The 20,418-nt window shown below is 71.1% G+C and carries 20 protein-coding genes and 1 pseudogene; 4 read left to right on the top strand and 17 right to left on the bottom strand.

Features of this window, described 5'->3' with window-relative positions; translation table 11 throughout:
• Positions 1 to 44: 44 nt before the first annotated feature.
• From ABD858_RS17230 to ABD858_RS17210, 5 genes are all read right to left on the bottom strand, one after another.
• On the bottom strand, positions 45 to 701 hold the full coding sequence (locus ABD858_RS17230) for a response regulator (RefSeq protein WP_345038414.1): 657 nt from the start codon (positions 699 to 701) through the stop codon (positions 45 to 47).
• Positions 698 to 1,984: a sensor histidine kinase gene (locus ABD858_RS17225; RefSeq protein ID WP_345038412.1), complete on the bottom strand. Its 1,287-nt coding sequence runs from the start codon at positions 1,982 to 1,984 to the stop codon at positions 698 to 700. The genes ABD858_RS17230 and ABD858_RS17225 overlap by 4 nt, the downstream gene beginning before the upstream one ends.
• Before the next feature lie 83 nt (positions 1,985 to 2,067).
• Positions 2,068 to 2,949, bottom strand: coding sequence for an alpha/beta hydrolase (locus ABD858_RS17220; protein WP_345038409.1), 882 nt, complete (start codon positions 2,947 to 2,949; stop codon positions 2,068 to 2,070).
• Positions 2,950 to 3,065: 116 nt separating this feature from the next.
• Positions 3,066 to 4,313 (bottom strand): kynureninase, encoded by a 1,248-nt coding sequence (kynU, locus tag ABD858_RS17215; protein ID WP_345038407.1) that lies wholly within the window; start codon positions 4,311 to 4,313, stop codon positions 3,066 to 3,068.
• Positions 4,306 to 5,148: a tryptophan 2,3-dioxygenase gene (locus ABD858_RS17210; RefSeq protein ID WP_345038405.1), complete on the bottom strand. Its 843-nt coding sequence runs from the start codon at positions 5,146 to 5,148 to the stop codon at positions 4,306 to 4,308. Before ABD858_RS17210 ends, kynU begins: the two co-directional genes overlap by 8 nt.
• A gap of 456 nt (positions 5,149 to 5,604) precedes the next feature.
• Here ABD858_RS17210 and ABD858_RS17205 point away from each other — a divergent pair, with 456 nt between their 5' ends.
• Positions 5,605 to 6,024 carry a DUF3151 domain-containing protein gene (locus tag ABD858_RS17205; protein ID WP_345038404.1) on the top strand — a complete coding sequence of 140 codons (420 nt, stop codon included), beginning with the start codon at positions 5,605 to 5,607 and terminating at the stop codon, positions 6,022 to 6,024.
• A 46-nt stretch (positions 6,025 to 6,070) separates the two neighbouring features.
• Here ABD858_RS17205 and ABD858_RS17200 read toward each other — a convergent pair whose 3' ends face one another.
• From ABD858_RS17200 to ABD858_RS17165, 8 genes are all read right to left on the bottom strand, one after another.
• Positions 6,071 to 7,570: an MFS transporter gene (locus ABD858_RS17200; protein ID WP_345038403.1), complete on the bottom strand. Its 1,500-nt coding sequence runs from the start codon at positions 7,568 to 7,570 to the stop codon at positions 6,071 to 6,073.
• Positions 7,571 to 7,880: 310 nt separating this feature from the next.
• Complete coding sequence (gene fbaA, locus ABD858_RS17195) at positions 7,881 to 8,903, bottom strand: class II fructose-bisphosphate aldolase (protein ID WP_345038401.1); 1,023 nt, start codon at positions 8,901 to 8,903, stop codon at positions 7,881 to 7,883.
• Positions 8,904 to 9,046: 143 nt separating this feature from the next.
• On the bottom strand, positions 9,047 to 9,586 hold the full coding sequence (gene pyrE, locus ABD858_RS17190; protein ID WP_345038399.1) for an orotate phosphoribosyltransferase: 540 nt from the start codon (positions 9,584 to 9,586) through the stop codon (positions 9,047 to 9,049).
• Positions 9,587 to 9,807: 221 nt separating this feature from the next.
• Complete coding sequence (locus ABD858_RS17185; protein WP_345038397.1) at positions 9,808 to 10,725, bottom strand: aldose epimerase family protein; 918 nt, start codon at positions 10,723 to 10,725, stop codon at positions 9,808 to 9,810.
• Between the two features lie 10 nt (positions 10,726 to 10,735).
• A complete protein-coding gene (locus tag ABD858_RS17180) occupies positions 10,736 to 11,575 on the bottom strand; it encodes an SRPBCC domain-containing protein (protein WP_345038395.1) in 840 nt (279 codons plus the stop codon).
• A 52-nt stretch (positions 11,576 to 11,627) separates the two neighbouring features.
• The gene (locus ABD858_RS17175) at positions 11,628 to 13,241 is read right to left on the bottom strand and encodes a polyamine aminopropyltransferase (protein WP_345044615.1); all 1,614 of its coding nucleotides are present in this window, start codon (positions 13,239 to 13,241) and stop codon (positions 11,628 to 11,630) included.
• Between the two features lie 246 nt (positions 13,242 to 13,487).
• On the bottom strand, positions 13,488 to 14,006 hold the full coding sequence (locus ABD858_RS17170) for a DUF2617 family protein (protein ID WP_345038393.1): 519 nt from the start codon (positions 14,004 to 14,006) through the stop codon (positions 13,488 to 13,490).
• Positions 14,007 to 14,597: 591 nt separating this feature from the next.
• On the bottom strand, positions 14,598 to 14,813 hold the full coding sequence (locus ABD858_RS17165) for a hypothetical protein (RefSeq protein WP_345038391.1): 216 nt from the start codon (positions 14,811 to 14,813) through the stop codon (positions 14,598 to 14,600).
• 100 nt (positions 14,814 to 14,913) lie between these two features.
• Here ABD858_RS17165 and ABD858_RS17160 point away from each other — a divergent pair, with 100 nt between their 5' ends.
• Entirely contained in the window at positions 14,914 to 15,057 is a 144-nt protein-coding gene (locus tag ABD858_RS17160) for a hypothetical protein (RefSeq protein ID WP_345038389.1), read from the top strand.
• Positions 15,050 to 15,229, top strand: a pseudogene (locus ABD858_RS36825) (aminotransferase); the annotation flags it as partial. The gene ABD858_RS17160 and the pseudogene ABD858_RS36825, both read left to right, overlap by 8 nt.
• A gap of 83 nt (positions 15,230 to 15,312) precedes the next feature.
• On the opposite strand, the gene ABD858_RS17155 reads toward ABD858_RS36825, so the two are convergent.
• The 3 genes from ABD858_RS17155 to ABD858_RS17145 all read right to left on the bottom strand — a co-directional run bounded on the left by ABD858_RS17155 (position 15,313) and on the right by ABD858_RS17145 (position 17,223).
• Positions 15,313 to 16,200: a DUF2637 domain-containing protein gene (locus ABD858_RS17155; protein WP_345038387.1), complete on the bottom strand. Its 888-nt coding sequence runs from the start codon at positions 16,198 to 16,200 to the stop codon at positions 15,313 to 15,315.
• Entirely contained in the window at positions 16,193 to 16,492 is a 300-nt protein-coding gene (locus ABD858_RS17150) for a hypothetical protein (RefSeq protein WP_345038384.1), read from the bottom strand. Before ABD858_RS17150 ends, ABD858_RS17155 begins: the two co-directional genes overlap by 8 nt.
• Before the next feature lie 200 nt (positions 16,493 to 16,692).
• Complete coding sequence (locus ABD858_RS17145; RefSeq protein WP_345038382.1) at positions 16,693 to 17,223, bottom strand: type III secretion system chaperone family protein; 531 nt, start codon at positions 17,221 to 17,223, stop codon at positions 16,693 to 16,695.
• A 104-nt stretch (positions 17,224 to 17,327) separates the two neighbouring features.
• Between ABD858_RS17145 and ABD858_RS17140 the strand changes: the two genes are divergently transcribed.
• Entirely contained in the window at positions 17,328 to 17,783 is a 456-nt protein-coding gene (locus ABD858_RS17140) for a hypothetical protein (RefSeq protein WP_345038380.1), read from the top strand.
• A 4-nt stretch (positions 17,784 to 17,787) separates the two neighbouring features.
• Here ABD858_RS17140 and clpB read toward each other — a convergent pair whose 3' ends face one another.
• Positions 17,788 to 20,379 carry an ATP-dependent chaperone ClpB gene (gene clpB / locus ABD858_RS17135; protein ID WP_345038377.1) on the bottom strand — a complete coding sequence of 864 codons (2,592 nt, stop codon included), beginning with the start codon at positions 20,377 to 20,379 and terminating at the stop codon, positions 17,788 to 17,790.
• Between the last annotated feature and the right edge of the window lie 39 nt (positions 20,380 to 20,418).

Below are 20,418 nucleotides of genomic sequence, written 5' to 3'. Positions count from 1 at the left end.
GCGGCCGCTCCCTCGTGGGGGCGGCCGCCTTCGCGTTGCGCGGACTATCCCGGGGTGACCAGTCCGGCCTCGTAGGCGAAGACCGCCGCCTGAGTGCGGTCACGCAGGCCGAGTTTGACCAGGATGCGGCTGACGTGGGTCTTGACCGTGGATTCGGCGACGACGAGGCGGTCCGCGATCTCCGCGTTGGACAGGCCCTGGGCGATCAGGACCAGTACCTCCGTCTCCCGTTCGGTGAGGTCCCCGATCTGACTGCGGGCGGGGGACTTCGGGGTGCCGAGGCGGGAGAACTCGGTGATCAGCCGCCTGGTGACGGACGGGGCGAGCAGTGCCTCACCGACTGCCACCACCCGCACCGCCTCGGCGAGCCGGCCGGCCGAGGCGTCCTTGAGCAGAAAGCCGGAGGCCCCGGCGCGCAGCGCCTGGTAGACGTACTCGTCCAGATCGAAGGTGGTCAGCACGAGCACTTTCGCGTCCGCGTCGGCGGCGACGATCTCCCGGGTGGCCTCGATGCCGTTCAGCTCCGGCATACGGATGTCCATCAGGACCACATCGGGGCGGAGCTCGCCGACCTTGGTGACGGCGTCGCGGCCGTTCACCGCCTCGCCGGCCACCTCGATGTCCGGCATCGCGTTGAGCAGGACGGAGAAGCCTTCGCGGACCATCATCTGGTCGTCGGCGATCAGGACACGGATCGTCATGCGGCCTCTCCCCTGAGGGTGATGAAGACGGCGACCTCGTAGCCGCCCTCGGCCGTCGCCTCCGCCGTCATCTCGCCGTCCAGCATCGCCACACGCTCACGCATTCCGGTGATCCCGTGTCCCGCGCCGGGTGACGGCCGGGCATCACCGGTCGGCGGGCCGTTGACGACACGCAGGCCCAGGCCGCCCAGGACGTAGGAGATCTCGACGCGCGCGGTCGCACCGGGCGCGTGGCGCAGGGTGTTGCTCAGCGCCTCCTGGATGATCCGGTAGGCGGACAGTCCGACACCCTGCGGCAGTTCCCGTACCGCGCCGTTGACGGCCGTCTCGACGTCGAGGCCGGCCGCCCGGACGTTCGCGAGCAGCGCGTCGAGGTCGGCGAGGGTCGGCTGCGGGGCGTCCGGGGCCTCGTAGTCCTCCGCGCGTACGACGCCGAGCACCCGGCGCAGTTCGGTGAGCGCGGCGACCGCGTTCTCGCGGATGACCTCGAAGGACTTCGTCAGCTCGGGGGGCGGGTTCTCGACCCGGTAGGGCGCGGCCTCCGCCTGGATGGCGACCACCGACATGTGGTGGGCGACCACGTCGTGCAGCTCGCGGGCGATGGTGGTGCGCTCCTCGAGGAGCGTGCGCCGGTCCCGCTCGATCGCGGTGACGGTCTGCTGGGCGGTGACCTCCTGATCGGCCTCCCGGCGGGTGTGGACGACGGTGACGACAAGCAGGGCCAAAGCAGAGACCACGGCCATCGGTCCGGTGTCGGAACCCGAGCCGTCGCTGAGGAAGGTGTCCATGGTGAGGCCGAGAAGAAGGGTGAGCAGCCACATCCAGCCGGCGGCACGCGGCCGGGTCCTGGCGGCCACCATCACGAGTACCGTGAGATGCCCGAGGAAAGCGGCCTGGGTCCAGGGGAATAGCCCGTACGGGTCGACAACGACGGCGGTCAGTACGGTGGCCGGCACCGACACCCACCAGGCGGCGACCGGTCTGGCCAGGGTCATCAGCACCGCCATCGCGGGGAGTACGCCACCGAGGACAAAGCCAGGGCCGGGGCCATAGCCGAGGATCACCACGAACGCGGCCACCGTCGCGACGAGCGCATGGCGCCTGAAGGCCGCGTACTTGCGTATCCGGCCCGGCAACCGCCGGATGAGCGGCCCGTCCGTACGGACCGGCGGCAGCGGGCGGTATGCGAACGCGTCATGGAACAGGTCCTGGCGCAGGCCGTCGATCGCGCCCATGGCCAGCTGGAACTCGGGGCTCCGTGGCATCGTCTTGGTCTCGGTCACGCCCTCACCGTAGGAGGCGGCGGATCCGGCGTCGTCCCCAGCAATGAGGATCCTGCCGCGTCCGTCTCAAGGAGGACGCGGCGTCAGAACGCGAGCTGCGCGAGCTCCTCCACGACCACCGCGCACGCGTCCGCGGACGGGTCGATCAGCGGGAAGTGGCCGACCCCCTCCAGCAGCGTCCAGCCCACCGTCTCGCCCGCCCTGGCCGCCGCGTCGACGTACGACTCGGCGACCTCCTGCGGCACGACGATGTCGGTACGGCCCTGCACCACGGTGGTGGCGATACCGGTGGGCAGCAGCACGGCCGGGTCGGCGTACCCCGCCCGCTCGGCGAACGGCCCCTCGCCACCGAGCAGCTGGACCGCCGCCCCCGAGCACACCCCACGCTCGGCGGCCAGCCGCAGATCCGCGATCGGCGCGAGCGCGACGACACCGCGCAGTGCCGGCGGCGCGGGCAGCCGCCAGCGCGAGTCCTTCGGCAGTACGTGCCGGGCGGCGGCCCACAGCGCGAGGTGCCCGCCCGCCGAGTGTCCGGCGAGGACCGTACGGCGCGGGTCGGCCTGCGGAAGCGCGCCCGCGACGAGCGACGGCAGCGCGTCCAGCGCGGCGGCCACGTCGTCGAACGTCTCCGGCCAGCGGCCGGCCGCCGACCCCTCGCCCTGGTGGGGCAGAGCGCTTCCTCGTCGGTACTCGATGTTGGCGACGGCGAAGCCGTTGCGCGCCAGGAAGCCCGCGAACGGCGTTATGTGCCGGCGGTCGTAGGGCGCGCGCCACGCGCCGCCGTGCAGGACGACGACGAGCGGGGCGCTCCCCCGGCCGCCGCGCGGAGCGTAGAAGTCGACGACCTGGTCGGGGTGTTCGCCATACGCGGCCGTGGCGTCGGGCTCCACGGGCGGATGCGAGAAGGCCGAAGCCTCCTCGGCTGCGTCACGTGCGACCGCGTCGTCCGGAGCGGGCTCCGACATGCCCCAACCTTTCCCCGGCAAACCGGAATTCGTTCCAGCAGCGCGGACGCTACCACCCTCGCTCCGGCTCGTTCCCGCCGGACGGACTCGGTTCGAGCCCGTCCGGCAGAGCACGGTCAGCCGGAGACGTCGGCCAGCACCTCCGCGAGAACCCTCGCCGCCCGCTCCGTGTCGGCGAAGCCGACGTACAGCGGTGTGAAACCGAACCGCAGCACATCCGGGCGGCGGAAGTCGCCGACCACACCGCGCGCGATCAGCCGGCGCATCACCTCGCCCGCGTTGGGGGTACCTCCCTGCTCGAGCGAAGCCGAGAGCTCGGGGGAACAGCGCAGTGCCACCTGGCTGCCCCGTTCGGCGTGTGCGGCCGGGGTGACCGAGGTGACCCGGCCCTCCGGGACGTACGCCGCGACGCACTCCAGGAAGAAGTCCGTCAGGGCCAGGCTCTTCGCCCGGACGGACTCGATCGAGACGCCGTCCCACACCCCGAGGGCCGCTTCCAGCGCGAGCATCGACAGGATGTCGGGGGTGCCGACACGGCCGCGCAGGGCGCCGTCGGCGGGGGCGTAGCCGGGGGTCATGCCGAAGGGGTCGGCATGCGAGTTCCAGCCGGGCAGCGGGGAGTCGAAGGACGCCTGGTGCTCGCTCCGTACGTACAGGTACGCGGGCGAACCGGGGCCGCCGTTGAGGTACTTGTAGGTGCAGCCGACCGCGAAGTCGACCCCGTGTTCGTCCAGGCCGACCGGCAGGGCACCCGCACTGTGGCAGAGGTCCCAGACGGCCAGGGCACCCGCGGCGTGCACGGCGGCGGTGATGCCGGGCAGGTCGTGGAGACGGCCGGAGCGGTAGTCGACGTGGTTGACCAGCACGGCGGCGGTGCGCGGGCCGACGGCCGAGGCGACCTCGCCCGGCTCGACCGCGCGCAGGGTGCGGCCGGTCATCCGGGCCGCGGACTCGGCGATGTAGCCGTCCGTGGGGAACGTGGTGGCGTCGACCAGGATCTCGTCCCGGGTGTCCGGAGCCAGGCGGACCGCGGCGACCAGGGCCTTGAAGACATTGACGCTGGTCGAGTCGCCGACCACGATCCGGCCGGGCGCGGCGCCCACGAGCGGGGCGATCCGGTCGCCGATCCGCTCGGGCGCGGTCCACCAGCCGCTCTCGTCCCAGGAACGTATGCGCAGCTCGCCCCATTCGCGGGCGACGACATCCGCGAGCCTGCCGGGGACGGCCTTCGGCAGTGCGCCGAGGGAGTTGCCGTCGAGGTAGACCGTGGTGTCGAGGACGAACTCGTCGCGCTTCGCGCGCAGTTCGTCGTTCTCGTCGCGCTTGGCGGCTATGAGGGCGAGTTCAGTGGCGAGTTCAGACATGGCTGCGCGCCGTCCACAGCTCGGGGAAGACGTTCTTCGCGGCGCGCTTCTCCAGCCAGGCGACCCCGGCGGAGCCGCCGGTGCCGGCCTTGGCGCCCATCGCGCGGCGGGTGGCGACCAGATGGTCGTTGCGCCAGCGCCACACCAGCTCGCCGACGTCGGTCAGCGCCTCGCCGAGCCGGACCAGGTCGTTGTCCTGGTCACCGGCGTAGAGCTCCGTCCAGATCGCCTCGACCTCGGGCGACGGCTCGTACTTCTGCGTGACGTCCCGGCCGAGCACGGCGGCGGGGACGGCGTACCCGCGGCGGGCGAGGAGCCGCAGCACCTCGTCGTACAGACTCGGCTCCTGCAGCGCCTTCTCCAGCTCCGCGTGGACACGCGGAGCGCCTCGGTGCGGCACCAGCATCGACGCCGACTTCTCGCCGAGCAGGAACTCCATGCGCCGGTACATCGCCGACTGGAAGCCCGAGCCCTCGCCGAGAGCACCGCGGTAGGAGTTGAACTGCGCGGGGGTGAGCTGGCCCAGCGGCTTCCAGGAGGCGTTCAGCGCCTCCAGCTCACGGACGGAACGCTTCAACGCGGCCATGGCGACCGGAAGGTCGTCGCTGCGCAGGGCCTGGGTGGCGGTCTCCCACTCGTGGACGAGAACCGTGAACCACAGCTCCATGACCTGGGTCGTCACCAGGAAGACCATCTCACCGGGATCGTCGGAGAGGGGGTGCTGGAGGTGGGTGAGAACGTCCGCCTGGACGTAGTCCTCGTACGGGGTGGTGCCCGCGAAGTCGAGGTTCGGGGTCACCGAACCGCCTCCGGGGGCATCGGGGTACTGCGACATCGCTGTCTCCTCGATATGTCCGGGTAGCGGTCCGCCCCTTCCTTTCCGGCTTCGGAGCCCCGGTCCCCACGGGCATCATAAGCGGCTGGTGAAAGACCCGACCCTGTGATGTACGCCCCTCCCTCCGGGCCTGGCCGCGGAGGGAGGAGCTGGGGTACCGGGCCCTCATCACCGGGTGCTGCCGCAGGCCACGGCGGTCACCGGCCCGTTCCTTCCCGACGACTCTGCTGCGCAATTCCCGGGTGGTTCCGACGCGCGGACCGCGACCTGCGACAACGAGGCCACGGGCGCTGCCCTCGTAGCCGGTCTCTGCTGCTCAGCCGAATTGCGCAGCGGAATCCCCGACCACGACACATCACGACGTCCCGGGCGTCCCGCCGCAACGCGGAGCGCCCGGGCCTTCCCCGGTCGAACTCCTGCCGGGCAACGCCGAGCGCCGGGTGACAGACTGCCTGCATGGCGATTCACAAGAACCTTCTCGACGGCCCCGAACCGACCCTGCTCCCGGAGGATGAGCAGCCCTACCGAATGCTGGCGGAGGAATCGGCCTCGCCGACTCAGGTGGCCGCCGAATTCCCGGCGTTCTGCCTCGCCTGGGCGATGCTGGCGGACGACGCCTACGCGGCCAGCCGGTATGTCGAGTCGTACGCCTACGCCCGTACGGGTTACCACCGCGGCCTGGACGCCCTGCGCCGTAACGGCTGGAAGGGGCACGGCCCCGTGCCGTGGGAGCACCGCGGCAATCGCGGCTTCCTGCGCTGCCTGGCGGCGCTGGCGCGCGCGGCCGGCGCGATCAAGGAGCCCGAGGAAGAGGCGCGCTGCTGGCAGTTCCTCAAGGACAGCAGCGCCGAGGCGTACGCCGAGCTCAAGCAGTAGCGGCGGCGACCCGACGCGCGCTGCGCCGGCCGATGCCGGGCCGGTCTCACAGGTCGGCGGCCGGGCCCTGATCGTCGCGCCCGGAGACCGTGGGGGTGTCCCGCTCGCCCGGGTCCAGCGGAGGCGCGCCCACCCCGCAGTGCACCTTGCACTCGGGGTGGCAGGCGGGCGCCCGGGGGGTACGTACCGTCGTCCAGGCCAACAGCGCGCCCAGGACCAGCAGCCCCGCGCACATCGGCATCGCCCGCCGGAAGGTCGCCTCGAACTCGGTCGCCGAACGGTACGCCTCCGGGCCCATCCCGGCCAGCAAGGGCAGCGCCGCCACCGCGAGCAGACCGGCCGCGCGGGCCGCCGCGTTGTTGACACCGCTGGCCAGCCCGGCCCTGGAGGCGGACACGGAGTTCAGGACGGTGGCGGTGAGCGGCGCGACCACGGTCACCATGCCGAGGCCCAGCACCACCATCGCGGGCAGTACGTCCCGTACGTACGAGGCGTTCGGGCCGACCCGCACCATCAGCAGCATCCCGGCCGCGCACAGCAAGGGGCCCACGGTGAGCGGAATGCGTGGGCCGATGTGCTCCCCCAGCTCGCCGGACTTCGCCGACAGCAGCAGCATCAGCACCGTCGTGGGCAGCAGGGCGGCGCCCGCGCCGAGCGCGGAGTACCCGGAGACCACCTGGAGCTGGAGCGCGGCCAGGAAGAAGAAGCCGCTGAAGGCCGCGTAGACGCACAGCGTCACCAGATTGACCGCGGTGAACAGCCGGGACGCGAAGATCGACGGCGGCAGCATCGGATCCGGCACACGATGCTCCACGACCCGGAACACCGCGCCCAGAAGGGCCCCGCCGACCGCGGGCCAGGGCTCCGCCTCGATCAGCCCGTACGTCACCAGCGCCAGCGCGAGCGCACCGAGCACGGCACCGAGGACGTCGAAGCGGCCGTGCGCCGCGGGGTCCCAGGACTCCGGCACCCGCCGCAGGGCGACCGGCACACAGACCGCGGCCAGCGGAACGTTCAGCAGGAACACCCAACGCCAGCCGGGGCCGTCGACCAGCCAGCCGCCGAGGAACGGCCCCACCGCGGCGCCGACCCCGCCCAGACCCGACCACACGCCGACCGCGCGGGCCCGGTCGCCCGGCCGGAAGCTCGCCTGGATCAGCGCCAGCGAGCCGGGCGTCAGCAGCGCACCCCCGACACCCTGGAGGGCCCGCGCCGCGACGAGTACCGGCGCGTTGGGGGCCAGCCCGCACGCCAACGAGGCCGCGGCGAACCACACCACACCGATCACGAACACCCGCCGCCGCCCGTACCGGTCCCCCAGCGACCCGCCCAGCAGGATCAGCCCCGCGAGCGTGAGCATGTAGGCGTTGACGGTCCACTGGAGGACGGCCAGGTCGGCGTTGAGATCGGCCCCGATGTGGGGCAGCGCGACATTGACGACGGTGGAGTCCAGCAGCACCATGGCGGACCCGAGCACGGTCGTGAGCACCACCCACCGCCCGGTCGCGGACGCGAGGCGGACTTCGCCGTACACGGCTTCCGTCATACGCCGATCATCCCCGCATACGCGCCCTCCGGCCACGGCACGATCCAGCCCATCCGGCGCACCGGTTCACCGGACGAGCGAGCACCGCCACGCAGGCCCCGGCCCGGAGGACGGCAACCGACAAGCCCGGCCTGGGGCACCCCCAGCTTGAGGACGGACATCCGGGCCCACCTGGCGCAGGACGGCCGCACCGGGTGATCCCACCCCGCGCGGAGGGCGGCATCCCCGACGGACGGGGGCCAGGGTGCACCCGGAAACGTCCCGGGCCCGGCACACAGGGAGCGTGCCGGGCCCGGGCGACCGGGAGCGCCTACTTCAGGCGGGTGCCCGTGGAGCGCAGGTTCGCGCACGCCTCGACGACGCGCGCGGCCATGCCCGCCTCGGCCAGCTTGCCCCAGCTGCGCGGGTCGTAGTGCTTCTTGGAGCCGACCTCGCCGTCGACCTTCAGCACACCGTCGTAGTTGCGGAACATGTGGTCCGCGACCGGACGCGTGAAGGCGTACTGGGTGTCGGTGTCGATGTTCATCTTGACGACGCCGTTCTCCAGCGCGGTGCGGATCTCGTCCTCCGAGGAGCCGGAGCCACCGTGGAAGACGAAGTCGAAGGGGCCGGCCTTGCCGAACTTCGCGGCGACGCCTTCCTGGAGGTCCTTCAGCAGCTCGGGGCGGAGCACGACGTTGCCCGGCTTGTAGACACCGTGGACGTTTCCGAAGGAGGCGGCCAGCAGGTAGCGGCCCTTCTCGCCCAGGCCCAGCGCCTCGGCGGTGCGGATGGCGTCCTCGACGGTGGTGTACAGCTCGTCGTTGATCTCGTGGGAGACGCCGTCCTCCTCGCCACCGGTCGGGGTGATCTCGACCTCGAGGATGATCTTCGCGGCGGCGGCGCGCGGCAGCAACTCCTGGGCGATGGCCAGGTTGTCGGCCAGGGTCTCGGCGGAGCCGTCCCACATGTGCGACTGGAACAGCGGGTTCTGACCCTTGGCGACGCGCTCCTCGGAGATGGCGAGCAGCGGGCGGACGTAGCCGTCCAGCTTGTCCTTCGGGCAGTGGTCGGTGTGCAGCGCGACGTTGATGTCGTACTTCTCGGCGACGATGTGCGCGAACTCGGCGAGCGCGACCGCGCCGGTCACCATGTCCTTGCTGTGCTGGCCGCCCAGGAACTCCGCGCCACCGGTGGAGATCTGGATGATGCCGTCGCTCTCGGCCTCCGCGAAGCCGCGCAGCGCAGCGTGCAGGGTCTGGGACGAGGTCACGTTGATGGCCGGGTAGGCGAACTTGCCTGCCTTCGCCCGGTCGAGCATCTCGTTGTAGACCTCGGGGGTTGCGATGGGCATGTGTCCGCTCCTTGTGAAATGCGGGTGGGCGAATTACGGGCCCTGACCTGGGGGCGACGTCATCGTCGCGCCTATCTTTCCAGACTCTCCCCGTTTCACGTGAAACAAGGAGAGACTGGATGAAAACCGCAGGTCAGACCATGTCAGGCGAGGTCGAGATCATCCAGCGTGTATGCGGTGATGTACGGCAGACCGGCCTCCGCGATGGCGTCCGCGGCACCCCGGTCGACGATCGTCGCCACCGCGACGACCTCGGCGCCCGCCTCGCGGCACGCCTCGACGGCGGTCAGCGGCGAGCCGCCGGTGGTGGAGGTGTCCTCGACGACCAGGACGCGGCGGCCCTTGATGTCCGTGCCCTCGATACGACGCTGCATGCCGTGGGCCTTCTGCGCCTTGCGTACGACGAAGGCGTCCAGGGTCTTCCCGCGCGCGGCGGAGGCGTGCAGCATCGACGTCGCGACCGGGTCGGCACCGAGGGTGAGACCGCCGACGGCGTCGAAGTCCAGGTCTGCGGTGACATCCAGCATCACCTGGCCGACCAGCGGGGCGGCCGTGCCGTCCAGGGTGATCCGGCGAAGGTCGATGTAGTAATCGGCTTCCTTGCCGGAGGAGAGGGTCACCTTGCCGTGCACCACAGCCTTGTTCTTGATCTGCTGAAGCAGCTCACCACGTACGTCGCTCATATGCGCCAGCTTAGGGGGTGTCCGATGGATCTCCGCGGCGTCGCGGCGTCCGGCACCGCGCCTCGCGGCGTTGTCGTCAGTCGCCGATGTCCCCCAGCTACCGCTGGGAGGTGCCCCCACCGCATGGACTCCCTCCTCCGCCTTGCGATGCACGGCACCACGAGACATCAGCCGCTCCGCGGCGGGCGCTCCATCCTCCACGGCGATCCATCCGACACCCCCTAAAGCCGCCGCCAGCTCCAGGTCGTCGCCAGCTCCAGCGGATCGATGGGGGTGACCAGGCGCGGAAGGGTGTTGATGCCGTTCGGCGGCCCCGACTGCGGTTCGACACACACCGCTTCGGGCTGTTCGTCGTAGATCACGACCCATTCGGTGCCGGCGGTCACCTTCAGCTCCAGCTGCCCGGGCCAGGTCAGGGTGACGTCGACCCCGTCCTCCATGCCGAAGCAGTCGTCCCACGGTCCGGGCCCCGGCTGGATTCGCCGCCCGGTGGGGAGATGGTCGGCCCCACGCTCCTCCTGCCAGGTGGGCGCGAAGTCGAGCCGCACGTCCTCGCCGCCGGCGCCCAGGTTGCGCAGGAACCAGGGATGCCAGCCGGCCTGGGCCGGGAACGAGTCGTCGTACGTCTCGATGCCGAGCCGGATGGTGAGCCGGTCCGGCTCGAGCTCGAAGATCTGGGTGACCCGGCCGGTGTACGGCCAGGGGTCGGCCAGATCGTGCGTGAAGACGGCCTCCGTCTCTCCCCCTGCGCATGCGGGTCCCCCCTGCTCATGGGTGTGCCCCCCGCTCGAGCGAAGCCTGGAGCTCGGGGGAGGAGCCGAGAGCTTGGGGGAGGAGCCGAGAGCTCGGGGGAGGGCCGTACGCCAGGCCGCGTCGCGAGCGGTCCCGTGGATGGCGTGCGGGGCCGCGTTCAGCGGCAGCTGGTGGCACACCCCGCCGGTACGGAACTGGCCGTTCTCCATCCGGCCGCACCACGGAACCATCGGAAAGCTGCCGTAGTGCTCTCCCTGCCGCAGCACCTCCGTGCCGCCGATGCGCAGGCTGCCGATACGGCAGCCGTTCTCCGGGTGCACCGTCAACTCGGCGTCCCCGGCCACGAGCCGGACGCCTGTGCCGCTGTTCTGCTCTTCGGTACTCACGCCCCCGACACTACTTGCGGCGACGCAGTGCACGTCCGAGCACCACGGCCGACGCGACCGCGAGTGCGGCGGCGGGAGCGGCCCAGCGCAGCGCCGCCTTGGCGGACGCGGTGGCGGGCGCGGGCACCGGCGCGTACCGCCCGCGCGGCGGAGCGTGATCGACCTCCTCCGCGCTGCGCCCGATCATCGTGCGCCGCGCGTGCGCTGCTTCGGCGGGCAGGTCCAGCTCGTCGTCGGCCGGCGGGGCGAGCGGCGAAACGGGCTCGTCGCCCTCGAAGAGGGCGTCGTCGTCGAGCCGGGAATCGGCGGCCGTGTCGGACGCATCGGCGCCGAGCGCGCCGTCGGCGTCCGGCTCGTCGGCTCCCGGCGCCCCGGAGTCGGCCTCGTACGGGCCGCCCTCCCCGGTGGAGCGGCCCTCGGCGGGCGTGCCGCCGGCCTCCGCGGCCAGCGCTTCCGAGCAGCGGTTCAGGAGGCGGTGGGCCGCGGTGAGGGTCGATGTCGGGCTGAAGTCGGCGAGGCGTCCCTCGGCTTGAGCCGTGCCCTTGAAGGCGAGCTCGGTGCCGTGGTCCGCCGGGGTCAGGCGCAGCGTCAGGGTCACCTTGACCGAGCCCGTACCACGGACTTCCGTGCCCTCGCACTCGACCGCGAAGCCGCCGTCCTGCTCCGCGAGGTGGAGGGTGCCGCGGTATGTGATCGTGTGACCGTCGACACGGACCTTCAGCCGGCCGGAGACGGGCGCCCCGCCGACGTCCTGTTGGAGCCCCGGCACGCAGCGGGCCACCCGGGCAGGGTCGCGCAGCACCTCGCGAAGGGCCTGGGCGGAAACCGGAACGAAGACCTCGTGCTCCATGGAGAACGAGCCTACTCATGCCCGCCCGCCATGCACCCACCTGCGCGCGGATTCACCCTGTGTACCGAGGATGGACCAGCGTCGACGGGGGCAGCCCGGTGACCCGGAGGCGCTCCACGTCGGCCGCGCCCGCCCGGAGCGCGGCCGCGGTGAGCAGACGCGGGCGACGCGTTCCGGCACCGAGGTCCAGACGCGGGGGCGTACGGGCGGCCAGGACGAATCCCCAGTCGCGGGGGGCGGCGGAGCCGTCCGGGGAGGGGTCGCGGTCGGGGCCGCCGGTGAAGCCGGAGACGCGGCCGGTGACGCGGTACGGCCGGGTGTACAGCCCGGCGGCCCGCAGGGTGGCCTCGACGGTCCAGTACGTACGGGGCCGGCCGGCCGGCGGCCCGGCGTGCACCACGATCCGCCCGCCGTCCGTGAGGACACGCGAGGCGAGCCCGTAGAACTCCTCGGAGTACAGCTTGGTGCTGGCCGTGATGCCGGGGTCGGGCAGATCGGAGATCACCACGTCGTACGAGCCGCGTGCCGCTCCGCGCAGCCAGTGGAACGCGTCGCCGGTGACGGTCCGCAGCCGATGGTCACGGAAGGCGTGCCCGTTCAGTGCGGACAGTGCCGGATCGGTGCGGGCGAGCCGGACGACGAACGGGTCGAGTTCGACGACGGTGACGCTGAGGACGTCCGGGTAGGTCAGCACCTCACGCGCCGCGAGTCCGTCACCGCCGCCGAGGATCAGCACACGCGCGTGCCGCCCGGCCATCGCCGGGTGGACCAGTGCCTCGTGGTACCGCTGCTCGTCGCGTCCGCTGACCCGGAGCCGCCCGTCGAGGTACAGGTCGACCGGCCCTCGCCCCGGTGTGCCGGTGAGGACGACCTCCTGCACGCCGGTCTGCACCGCGACCCGTACCTGCGCCCCGTACACGGCGCGTCGGGCCGCCCGCTCGAAGTCGTCGACGAACACGACGGTGACGGCGAGGACGGAGACGACGGCGAGACTCACGGCGAGCAGCAGCCACCGGGACCGTACCGACAGGTCCCGTCGGAACAGCCAGAGCACCAGCGCTCCGCCGACCGCCGCGTTCACGGCGCCGGTGAGCAGCGCGCCGGTGAGCTGGCCCAGCCGGGGCAGCAGCAGAAAGGGGAACGCCAGGCCGCCGACCAGGGCACCCACATAGTCCGCGGCGAACAGATCGGCGACCGTGCCGCCCGCGTCCTGCCGGGAGACCCGCTGGATGAGCGTCATCAGCAGCGGCATCTCGGCGCCGATGAGCACCCCGATGGCCAGCGAGAAGGCGACGAGCGCATACCGCGCGCCGCCGAACCAGGCGAAGGAGGCGTACAGCACCATCGCGGAGCAGCCACCGATCAGTGCGAGCACCGCCTCCACGAGGCAGAAGCCGACCGCGGCCCGGCAGCGCAGCCGTTTGGCGAGCAGGGAGCCGACGCCCATGGCGAAGACCATCACGGACAGCACGACCGACGCCTGGGTGACCGAGTCGCCGATCAAGTACGACGCGAGGGCGACGAGTTCGAGTTCATAGACGAGGCCGCAGGCAGCGCAGACGAAGACCGTGGCAAGGACGAGCAGTCGGCCCGTCCGCGCGCGCACGGGAAGCCGCGCCACGCGCCGCGGCGGCTCCGGCGGCTCCGGCGGCTCCGGCGGCGGCATGACGTCACGGGACACGACAGGCCCGTACGGTTCGATCATGTTGGCACGCTACGTCACCGCACCCTCGCGCCCTGTCACCCACAAGGGTTCAACTGGGGCGCCCCCCTGCTCATGGGGGTCCCCCCTGCTCATGGGGGTCCCCCCTGCTCGAGCGAAGCCGAGAGCTCGGGGGAGAAGCCGAGAGCTCGGGGGACTGCGCCGGGCAGCGGTTCGGGCCTCAGAGCGCGCCGGGCAGCGGTTCGGGCCTCAGAGCGCGGCGGGCGTCCGCACTCCGACCCGCGTACGGGTCACCACCAGCTGACTGTCCTGCGGATACGCGTGCCAGGTACGCCACCACACCTGACCTTCGTACCGGTGTGCGAGCATCGCGGTGAAGGCGTACGGGCTCCCTGGGAACGCACCGGCAAGGCCGTTCGGATGGTCGGCCACCAGCGCGAGCAGCTCCTGCGCACGGCCCGCGAAGGAGCCGTCCGGCAGACTCTCGACGCGCGCCGCGAACTCGTACTCCCAATCCCCCACCCGTTTGGCCACCCCGAGCGGCAGTGGCGTGCTGCTGCCGGGCATGCACGCGACGGTCTCGGAACAGGTACCCCGGTCCTCCTCCAGCAGCACTTGGTGCGAAGCGCCGAGGAGGCGCAACTGCACCTTCGCGTCGGACAGTTCGAGGTCGAGTACGGCAAGAGCGGGGAGCGGGTCCCGGCCGAGCGCCCAGGCGAGATCGGCGGCACGCGTGTCGGAATAGGCAGTCTTGAGGGTCGTGAGCATGGGTGGGCTCCGCAAACACACATCTGGCGGCTGAACCGGGAACACCCCGGCGCGAGGAGAGGATCAGGGGGCCGGCCTGCGGGCCCGCCTGAGGTTCGAAGACTCGTTGTCTCAACAGCGAGGGAATCATGAAGTGCGCGGCGCTCATAGAGTTTTTACCCAAGTTGACGTGGTTTCCATCCCGTCGGGGGCCAGACGGTTCAACTGTTCAACCGGGGCGCGGACATGAAGGCGCCCGGCGGTGGTTCGACCGCCGGGCGCACAAAGGAGCGAATCGGCCGCACCGGCTCAGTCGCCCCCGCCTCCGCCACAACCGCCCCCGCAGGAGGAACCACAGGACGAGCTGGAGCACGAGGAGGACGAGCCGCCGCAGGAACTGCCGCCCGCGTCGCCTCCGTCGGCCCACGAGCCGCCGCCGCGGCTGCCCCGCGAACGCCGGCCTCGGCTCTTTTCGCTCCGCGCGGCATTGATGATCGCGACAACCGCGATCCCCAACACCAGCAGCACCACCACGATGATCACAATGTTCATCGCCTTCCCCCTTCAGTCGTACAGATGACGCACGCTGACGCCTGGCCAGTTGCCGTCGGCTCAGTCGCCGCCGCCTCCGCAGCCGCCCCCGCAGGACGAGCTGGAGCAGGAGGAGGACGACGAGGACGAACCGCCGTCCCCCGCCCACCAACTGCCGCCCGACGAGGATGTGCCGTCTCCCCCGCCGGAGAACCAGGACGCCACACGGAGGACCGCGCCCACCAGGCACACCGCCCCCAGCACCACCAGCACCACAGCGACCGGAGCATCTCCCATGATCTTCATCCCCCGTTGTTCCGTGACTGGGGGATCCCCGTGCGGCACGTATCTCAAAGCGCACTTGAGGAAGTCCAGAGCTTTGCGCAGGATGACCGCCATGACGACGGAACGACGCCCGCTGCTCGGCCGCCATCTGGCGGAGTTCGGAACGACGATCTTCGCCGAGATGTCCGCGCTGGCCGTACGCACCGGCTCGATCAATCTGGGGCAGGGCTTCCCCGACACCGACGGCCCCGTGTGACGGCTTCGCCTTCTGCCGCGCACTGCCGGAGCGCTGCGGTGTCGTCGCGATTCCCAACGCGGTCTTCTACGACCACCGCGAGGAGGGCGCGCCCTTCGTGCGGTTCGCGTTCTGCAAGCGGAAGAGTGTGCTGGAAGAAGCCATCGAAAGGCTGTCCAAGCTGCGGAAGTGATGCCCGCCGGGGTCGGTGCCCGGTACACGGCCGGAGGGTCTTTCCGTGGGGGGAGGCCCTCCGGCCGGCCGACGAGGCCACGGTCAGCGTCTGTTCGGGGCGCCGCGGTGGCGTGGCAGGCGAGGCAGGCCCTGCCGGGGCGGCCTGGTGAGGGTGATCTGCCGGACGAGCTGCTGGAAGCAGGCGAGCGCCGCGAGCGGGGGGAGGGCGGCGGCCGCTGCACCGGTCAGGGTGGGCGGGGCCTGGCTCACGTTGACGGCGATGGCGACGGCCGAGGACCCCAGGACGGTGTACCAGGAGTGTGTCGCCCGCCGCTGGTGCAGCGTGGCGCGCAGGATCGACAGGGACGCGACCATCCACGTTCCGTAGACGAGCAGCGGCCACCAGCGGGTCAGGGGTGTCGGCACGGCCGGGATGGCGATGTTCCGGAGCGGCTCGTACGAGACCATGCCGCTGAGAACGCCCACCATGGCGGCGATGACGGCGGCGAGCGCGGCGACCGAGATGCTGAGGGTCCGCACCGGAGAAACGGTCCCGCTGCGCCTGCGGGGCGGCCGTCGGTGGCCCCAGGCCCCGCCCTCGGTCTGTGTGGCGTCCCGGGGCAGCGTGGGCGGCACGGGCGGCTTCGGGGGAACGGGCGGAGTCAGCGGCGCGACGTCCGCCACGTCCGTCATCGGCGCGTAGCCGTGTGTCTCGGCCCGCAGGAGTCGTGCCAGCTCCGCTTCGGGACTCCACTGTTCGGGGACGACGCCGAAGTGGTCCGGGATGACACCGCGACCTGTTGCGAAAAGAGGACTCTCCCCGGTGGCCGGCTCGCCGTACGGCTCACCGGCGAAGTCCGGCCAGGTTTCGCCCACGCCTTCGCGTGGCGGGACTTCGTACGTCGGGACGTCGTACGTCGGGACGTCGTACGTCGGGACGTCGTACGTCGGGGCACTGGAGTAAAGGAAGAGATCCGTCCTCTTATGCATGATCGTCCTGCCGGGCTCGGTCGCGCAGCGCGACGGCCGGCCCGGTGCTGTCGCACCTGCGACCGAAGTCGGCCTGGATCCGGTCCATCGCCTTGAGGAATTCCTCCAGCGGCGAGGAGCAGTACTCCAGCGAAACCCGCCGATCACCGCGCTGGACATAGGCGTCGGCAGTGCCCCCGGAGAGGCAGCGCGAGCCGGGGACGAAGATCCACTCCCCGAGCCGGGTGGTGTCGGCGCCGACAGCGTCCGCACGCCCGGTCGCCCGCCACGGATGGAACTTCACTGTTGTCATAACTGAGACAACGAGAGTCCTGTCGGGCCAGCTTTGCGGCATACGGGTGACATTCCGCAGGTGGTCACACGTTCACGTCGGCACAAAGATGTTCGTACTGGAGAACGCCGTATCCCGCCTCCGACCCTCGCCGGACACGGACGCGCCGGAGGGCGGCGGTCATGGTGACCGCCGCCCTCCGCAGAGAGGCCGGTAGAGGCTCAGTCCTCGTCGTCACCCTCGTCGTCCGAGGACTCCAGGTCCTTCTCCAGACCGAGCTCCTCGACGAGCCAGCGGTCGAATTCGACCGATGCGCGCACCCAGCTGACCGTCGACGACACAAAGTGCTCAAGGCTGACACCTGTGCCGATCAGCATCTGGGCCTCGCCGATCAGACGGACCGTACCGTCGTCCTGGGTGTGGCTGTAGACCTTCGGCCACAGGGTGCGACGGTTCCAGTCGTCGACGGCCTCGAGGAGTCGGCCCTTCTCGTCGATGGCGTGCGGGCGGTCGTAGAAGGTCCGCACCGAGAAGACCTGCTGGTCGCCCTCGCCACGGAACATGAAGTACGTGCGGAAGTCCTCCCACGGCGCGGCGAGGTCGCCCTCGTCGTCCACGACGTACTTCAGCTCCATCTGGTCGAGAAGCTGCTTGACCAGGTCCTGGTCAGGAACGACGGGACCCGCGGGGCCCGACGGCTGCGGGTTGGGCTGCGCCCCGAAATTCGGAATCGAGGACGGGTCGATGCTCACCGTGGATTTCCCTTCATAGCGGTTCTCTCATCCTCCCCCATCCCGGGAGGGTGATGGCAAGACCCGCCGACGGTGATCCGCTGCGAGCTGACATGATCCGGGCCATGCCGGGACGAACGAATTTCCGAATCCTGATGGCGATTCTGGCGTTACCACTGGTGTTCGTAGGGTGGCTGGTCTGGAGCTTTGTGGCCTGGCTGCAGAACCCCACCCTCAGCGAGAAACAGAAGGTTTCCTGCGCGGAGGCGCTGGACTACGCCGGGGGCGGGCTGCCCGAGGGTGCCACCGACGGGCACTGTGACGTGGAAGTCCGGCCGGACACGACCTGCACCGTCACGTTCCGGATGCCCCGGGCCGACGTCCAGAAGTGGCTGACCTCGTCGTTTCCGGGAGGCAGTACCGATGTTCCGGCCTGCGAGGGCAGGCATGACCTCTGCTGGTACCTCGACCGCACCGCGATCGGCACGGCCGAGCCCGGGAGCGCCTACGTCGTGGAGGTCGGCGTGGTGTACGAGGACGGGAACACCGCCCTCGTACACCTCACCGCCTACGACCTGTGAGCACCTACTGCGCCGCGCCGACGATCAGCTCGTCGCCGAAGCGGTCCACGCGGACCGTGTCGCCGTCCCTCACCTCGCCCGCGAGGATCTCCTTGGCGAGGCGGTCGCCGATCGCGGTCTGGACGAGGCGGCGCAGCGGGCGGGCGCCGTACGCCGGGTCGTAGCCCTCGTCGGCCAGCCACTCCAGGGCCGCCGGGGTGACGTCCAGCATGAGCCGGCGTTCGGCCAGGCGCCTGGCGAGGCCGGCGATCTGCAGCTCGGCGATGCGGGACAGCTCGTCCTTCGACAGGGCCGAGAAGACCACCAGATCGTCCAGCCGGTTGAGGAACTCCGGCTTGAAGGAGACCCTCACCGCCTCCAGGACCTGCTGCTTCTTCTCCTCCTCGCCGGTCAGCGGGTCGACCAGGTACTGGCTGCCCAGGTTCGACGTCAGGATCAGGATGGTGTTGCGGAAGTCCACCGTCCGGCCCTGGCCGTCGGTCAGCCGGCCGTCGTCGAGGACCTGGAGCAGGATGTCGAAGACCTCGGGATGGGCCTTCTCCACCTCGTCCAGCAGGATCACGCTGTACGGGCGGCGGCGCACCGCCTCGGTCAGCTGACCGCCCTCCTCGTAGCCGACATAGCCGGGGGGCGCTCCGACCAGGCGGGCGACGGAGTGCTTCTCGCTGTACTCGCTCATGTCGATACGGACCATCGCCCGCTCGTCGTCGAAGAGGAAGTCCGCGAGGGCCTTCGCCAGCTCGGTCTTGCCGACACCGGTCGGACCGAGGAAGAGGAAGGAACCGGTGGGCCGGTCGGGGTCGGCGACACCCGCCCGCGACCTGCGGACGGCGTCGGACACGGCCCGTACCGCCTCGGTCTGGCCGATCAGGCGCTTGCCGAGCTCCTCCTCCATGCGCAGCAGCTTCTGCGTCTCGCCCTCGAGGAGGCGCCCCGCCGGGATCCCGGTCCAGGCGGCGACGACGTCGGCGATGTCGTCCGGGCCGACCTCCTCCTTGACCATGGTGTTCCTCGACGCTTCCTGCTGGGCCTCGGCCTCGGTGGCGGCCTCCAGCTCCCGCTCCAGGGTCGGGATCTCCCCGTAGAGCAGCTTGGAGGCGGTGTCGAAGTCACCGTCGCGCTGAGCGCGCTCGGCCTGGCCGCGCAGTGCGTCGAGCTGTTCCTTCAGCTCACCGACACGGTTGAGGGACTGCTTCTCCTTCTCCCACCGGGCAGTGAGGCCGCGCAGCTCCTCCTCCTTGTCGGCGAGGTCGCGGCGGAGCTTCTCCAGGCGCTCCTTGCTCGCCTGGTCGGTCTCCTTGGAGAGGGCGAGCTCCTCCATCTTCAGCCGGTCGACCGCGCGCTGGAGCTCGTCGATCTCGACGGGCGAGGAGTCGATCTCCATACGGAGCCGGGAGGCGGACTCGTCGACCAGGTCGATGGCCTTGTCGGGGAGGAAGCGGGAGGTGATGTACCGGTCGGACAGGGTCGCGGCGGCGACCAGCGCCGAGTCGTTGATCTGCACCTTGTGGTGGGCCTCGTAGCGGCCCTTGAGTCCGCGCAGGATCGCGATGGTGTCCTCGACGGTCGGCTCGGCGACCAGCACCTGCTGGAAGCGCCGTTCCAGCGCCGGGTCCTTCTCGATCCGCTCGCGGTACTCGTCGAGCGTCGTCGCGCCGACCATGCGCAGCTCGCCGCGGGCCAGCATGGGCTTGAGCATGTTGCCGGCGTCCATGGCGGAGTCGCCGCCCGCACCCGCGCCGACGACCGTGTGGAGCTCGTCGATGAAGGTGATGATCTGCCCGTCGCTGGCCTTGATCTCGGCCAGGACGGTCTTCAGCCGCTCCTCGAACTCACCGCGGTACTTCGCTCCGGCGACCATCGCGCCCAGGTCGAGGGCGACCAGCCGCTTGTCGCGCAGCGACTCGGGAACGTCGCCCTTCACGATGCGCTGGGCCAGCCCCTCGACGACAGCGGTCTTGCCGACGCCGGGCTCGCCGATGAGCACGGGGTTGTTCTTCGTACGCCGTGACAGCACCTGCACGACACGGCGGATCTCCTGGTCCCGGCCGATGACCGGGTCCAGCTTGCCCTCGCGGGCCGCAGCCGTGAAATCGGTGCCGAACTTCTCCAGGGCCTTGTACTGGCCCTCCGGGTCGGGTGTGGTCACCCGGCGCCCTCCCCTGGTCTTCTCGAACGCGTTCAGCAGCTTGGACGCGTTCGCGCCCTGCCGCTCGAGCAGCTCGCCCGCGTGACCGCCCTTGGCGGCGATGCCGATGAGCAGGTGCTCGGTGGAGAGGTAGTCGTCGCCCAGCTCCTTGGCGCGCCGCGCGGCGTCCGCGATGACGGCGAGCATCTCCCTGTTGGGCTGCGGCGGCGCGACGGTGGACCCGGTCACGCTGGGCAGCGCGCCGAGCAGCCGCTCGGCGCCGGAGCGTACGACGGCCTGGTCCGCCTCGACGGCGGCCAGCAGGTCGATGATGTTCTCGTTGTCCTGGCCCTCGAGCAGCGCCAGCAGCAGATGCGCGGGGGTCAGGTCCGGGTGTCCCTCCGACACGGCCCGGTTGGTGGCCGTGTTGATCGCGTCCCGGCTCCTGTTGGTCAGCTCGGCGTCCACGTGCCCTCTCTCCTCCTCGGCGATTGCAGATCCACTGGC

The organism is Streptomyces sannanensis, assembly GCF_039536205.1.
Classification (GTDB): domain Bacteria; phylum Actinomycetota; class Actinomycetes; order Streptomycetales; family Streptomycetaceae; genus Streptomyces; species Streptomyces sannanensis.
This window is presented reverse-complemented; position numbering and strand designations above follow the sequence as displayed.

Coding starts and splice junctions, on each gene's coding strand:
- ABD858_RS17230 (WP_345038414.1), bottom strand. CDS start 701: ATGACGATCCGTGTCCTGATCGCCGACGACCAGATGATGGTCCGCGAA.
- ABD858_RS17220 (WP_345038409.1), bottom strand. CDS start 2,949: ATGTCGGAGCCCGCTCCGGACGACGCGGTCGCACGTGACGCAGCCGAG.
- kynU (WP_345038407.1), bottom strand. CDS start 4,313: ATGTCTGAACTCGCCACTGAACTCGCCCTCATAGCCGCCAAGCGCGAC.
- ABD858_RS17210 (WP_345038405.1), bottom strand. CDS start 5,148: ATGTCGCAGTACCCCGATGCCCCCGGAGGCGGTTCGGTGACCCCGAAC.
- ABD858_RS17205 (WP_345038404.1), top strand. CDS start 5,605: ATGGCGATTCACAAGAACCTTCTCGACGGCCCCGAACCGACCCTGCTC.
- ABD858_RS17200 (WP_345038403.1), bottom strand. CDS start 7,570: ATGACGGAAGCCGTGTACGGCGAAGTCCGCCTCGCGTCCGCGACCGGG.
- fbaA (WP_345038401.1), bottom strand. CDS start 8,903: ATGCCCATCGCAACCCCCGAGGTCTACAACGAGATGCTCGACCGGGCG.
- pyrE (WP_345038399.1), bottom strand. CDS start 9,586: ATGAGCGACGTACGTGGTGAGCTGCTTCAGCAGATCAAGAACAAGGCT.
- ABD858_RS17180 (WP_345038395.1), bottom strand. CDS start 11,575: ATGGAGCACGAGGTCTTCGTTCCGGTTTCCGCCCAGGCCCTTCGCGAG.
- ABD858_RS17175 (WP_345044615.1), bottom strand. CDS start 13,241: ATGCCGCCGCCGGAGCCGCCGGAGCCGCCGGAGCCGCCGCGGCGCGTG.
- ABD858_RS17170 (WP_345038393.1), bottom strand. CDS start 14,006: ATGCTCACGACCCTCAAGACTGCCTATTCCGACACGCGTGCCGCCGAT.
- ABD858_RS17165 (WP_345038391.1), bottom strand. CDS start 14,813: ATGGGAGATGCTCCGGTCGCTGTGGTGCTGGTGGTGCTGGGGGCGGTG.
- ABD858_RS17160 (WP_345038389.1), top strand. CDS start 14,914: ATGACGACGGAACGACGCCCGCTGCTCGGCCGCCATCTGGCGGAGTTC.
- ABD858_RS17155 (WP_345038387.1), bottom strand. CDS start 16,200: ATGCATAAGAGGACGGATCTCTTCCTTTACTCCAGTGCCCCGACGTAC.
- ABD858_RS17150 (WP_345038384.1), bottom strand. CDS start 16,492: ATGACAACAGTGAAGTTCCATCCGTGGCGGGCGACCGGGCGTGCGGAC.
- ABD858_RS17140 (WP_345038380.1), top strand. CDS start 17,328: ATGCCGGGACGAACGAATTTCCGAATCCTGATGGCGATTCTGGCGTTA.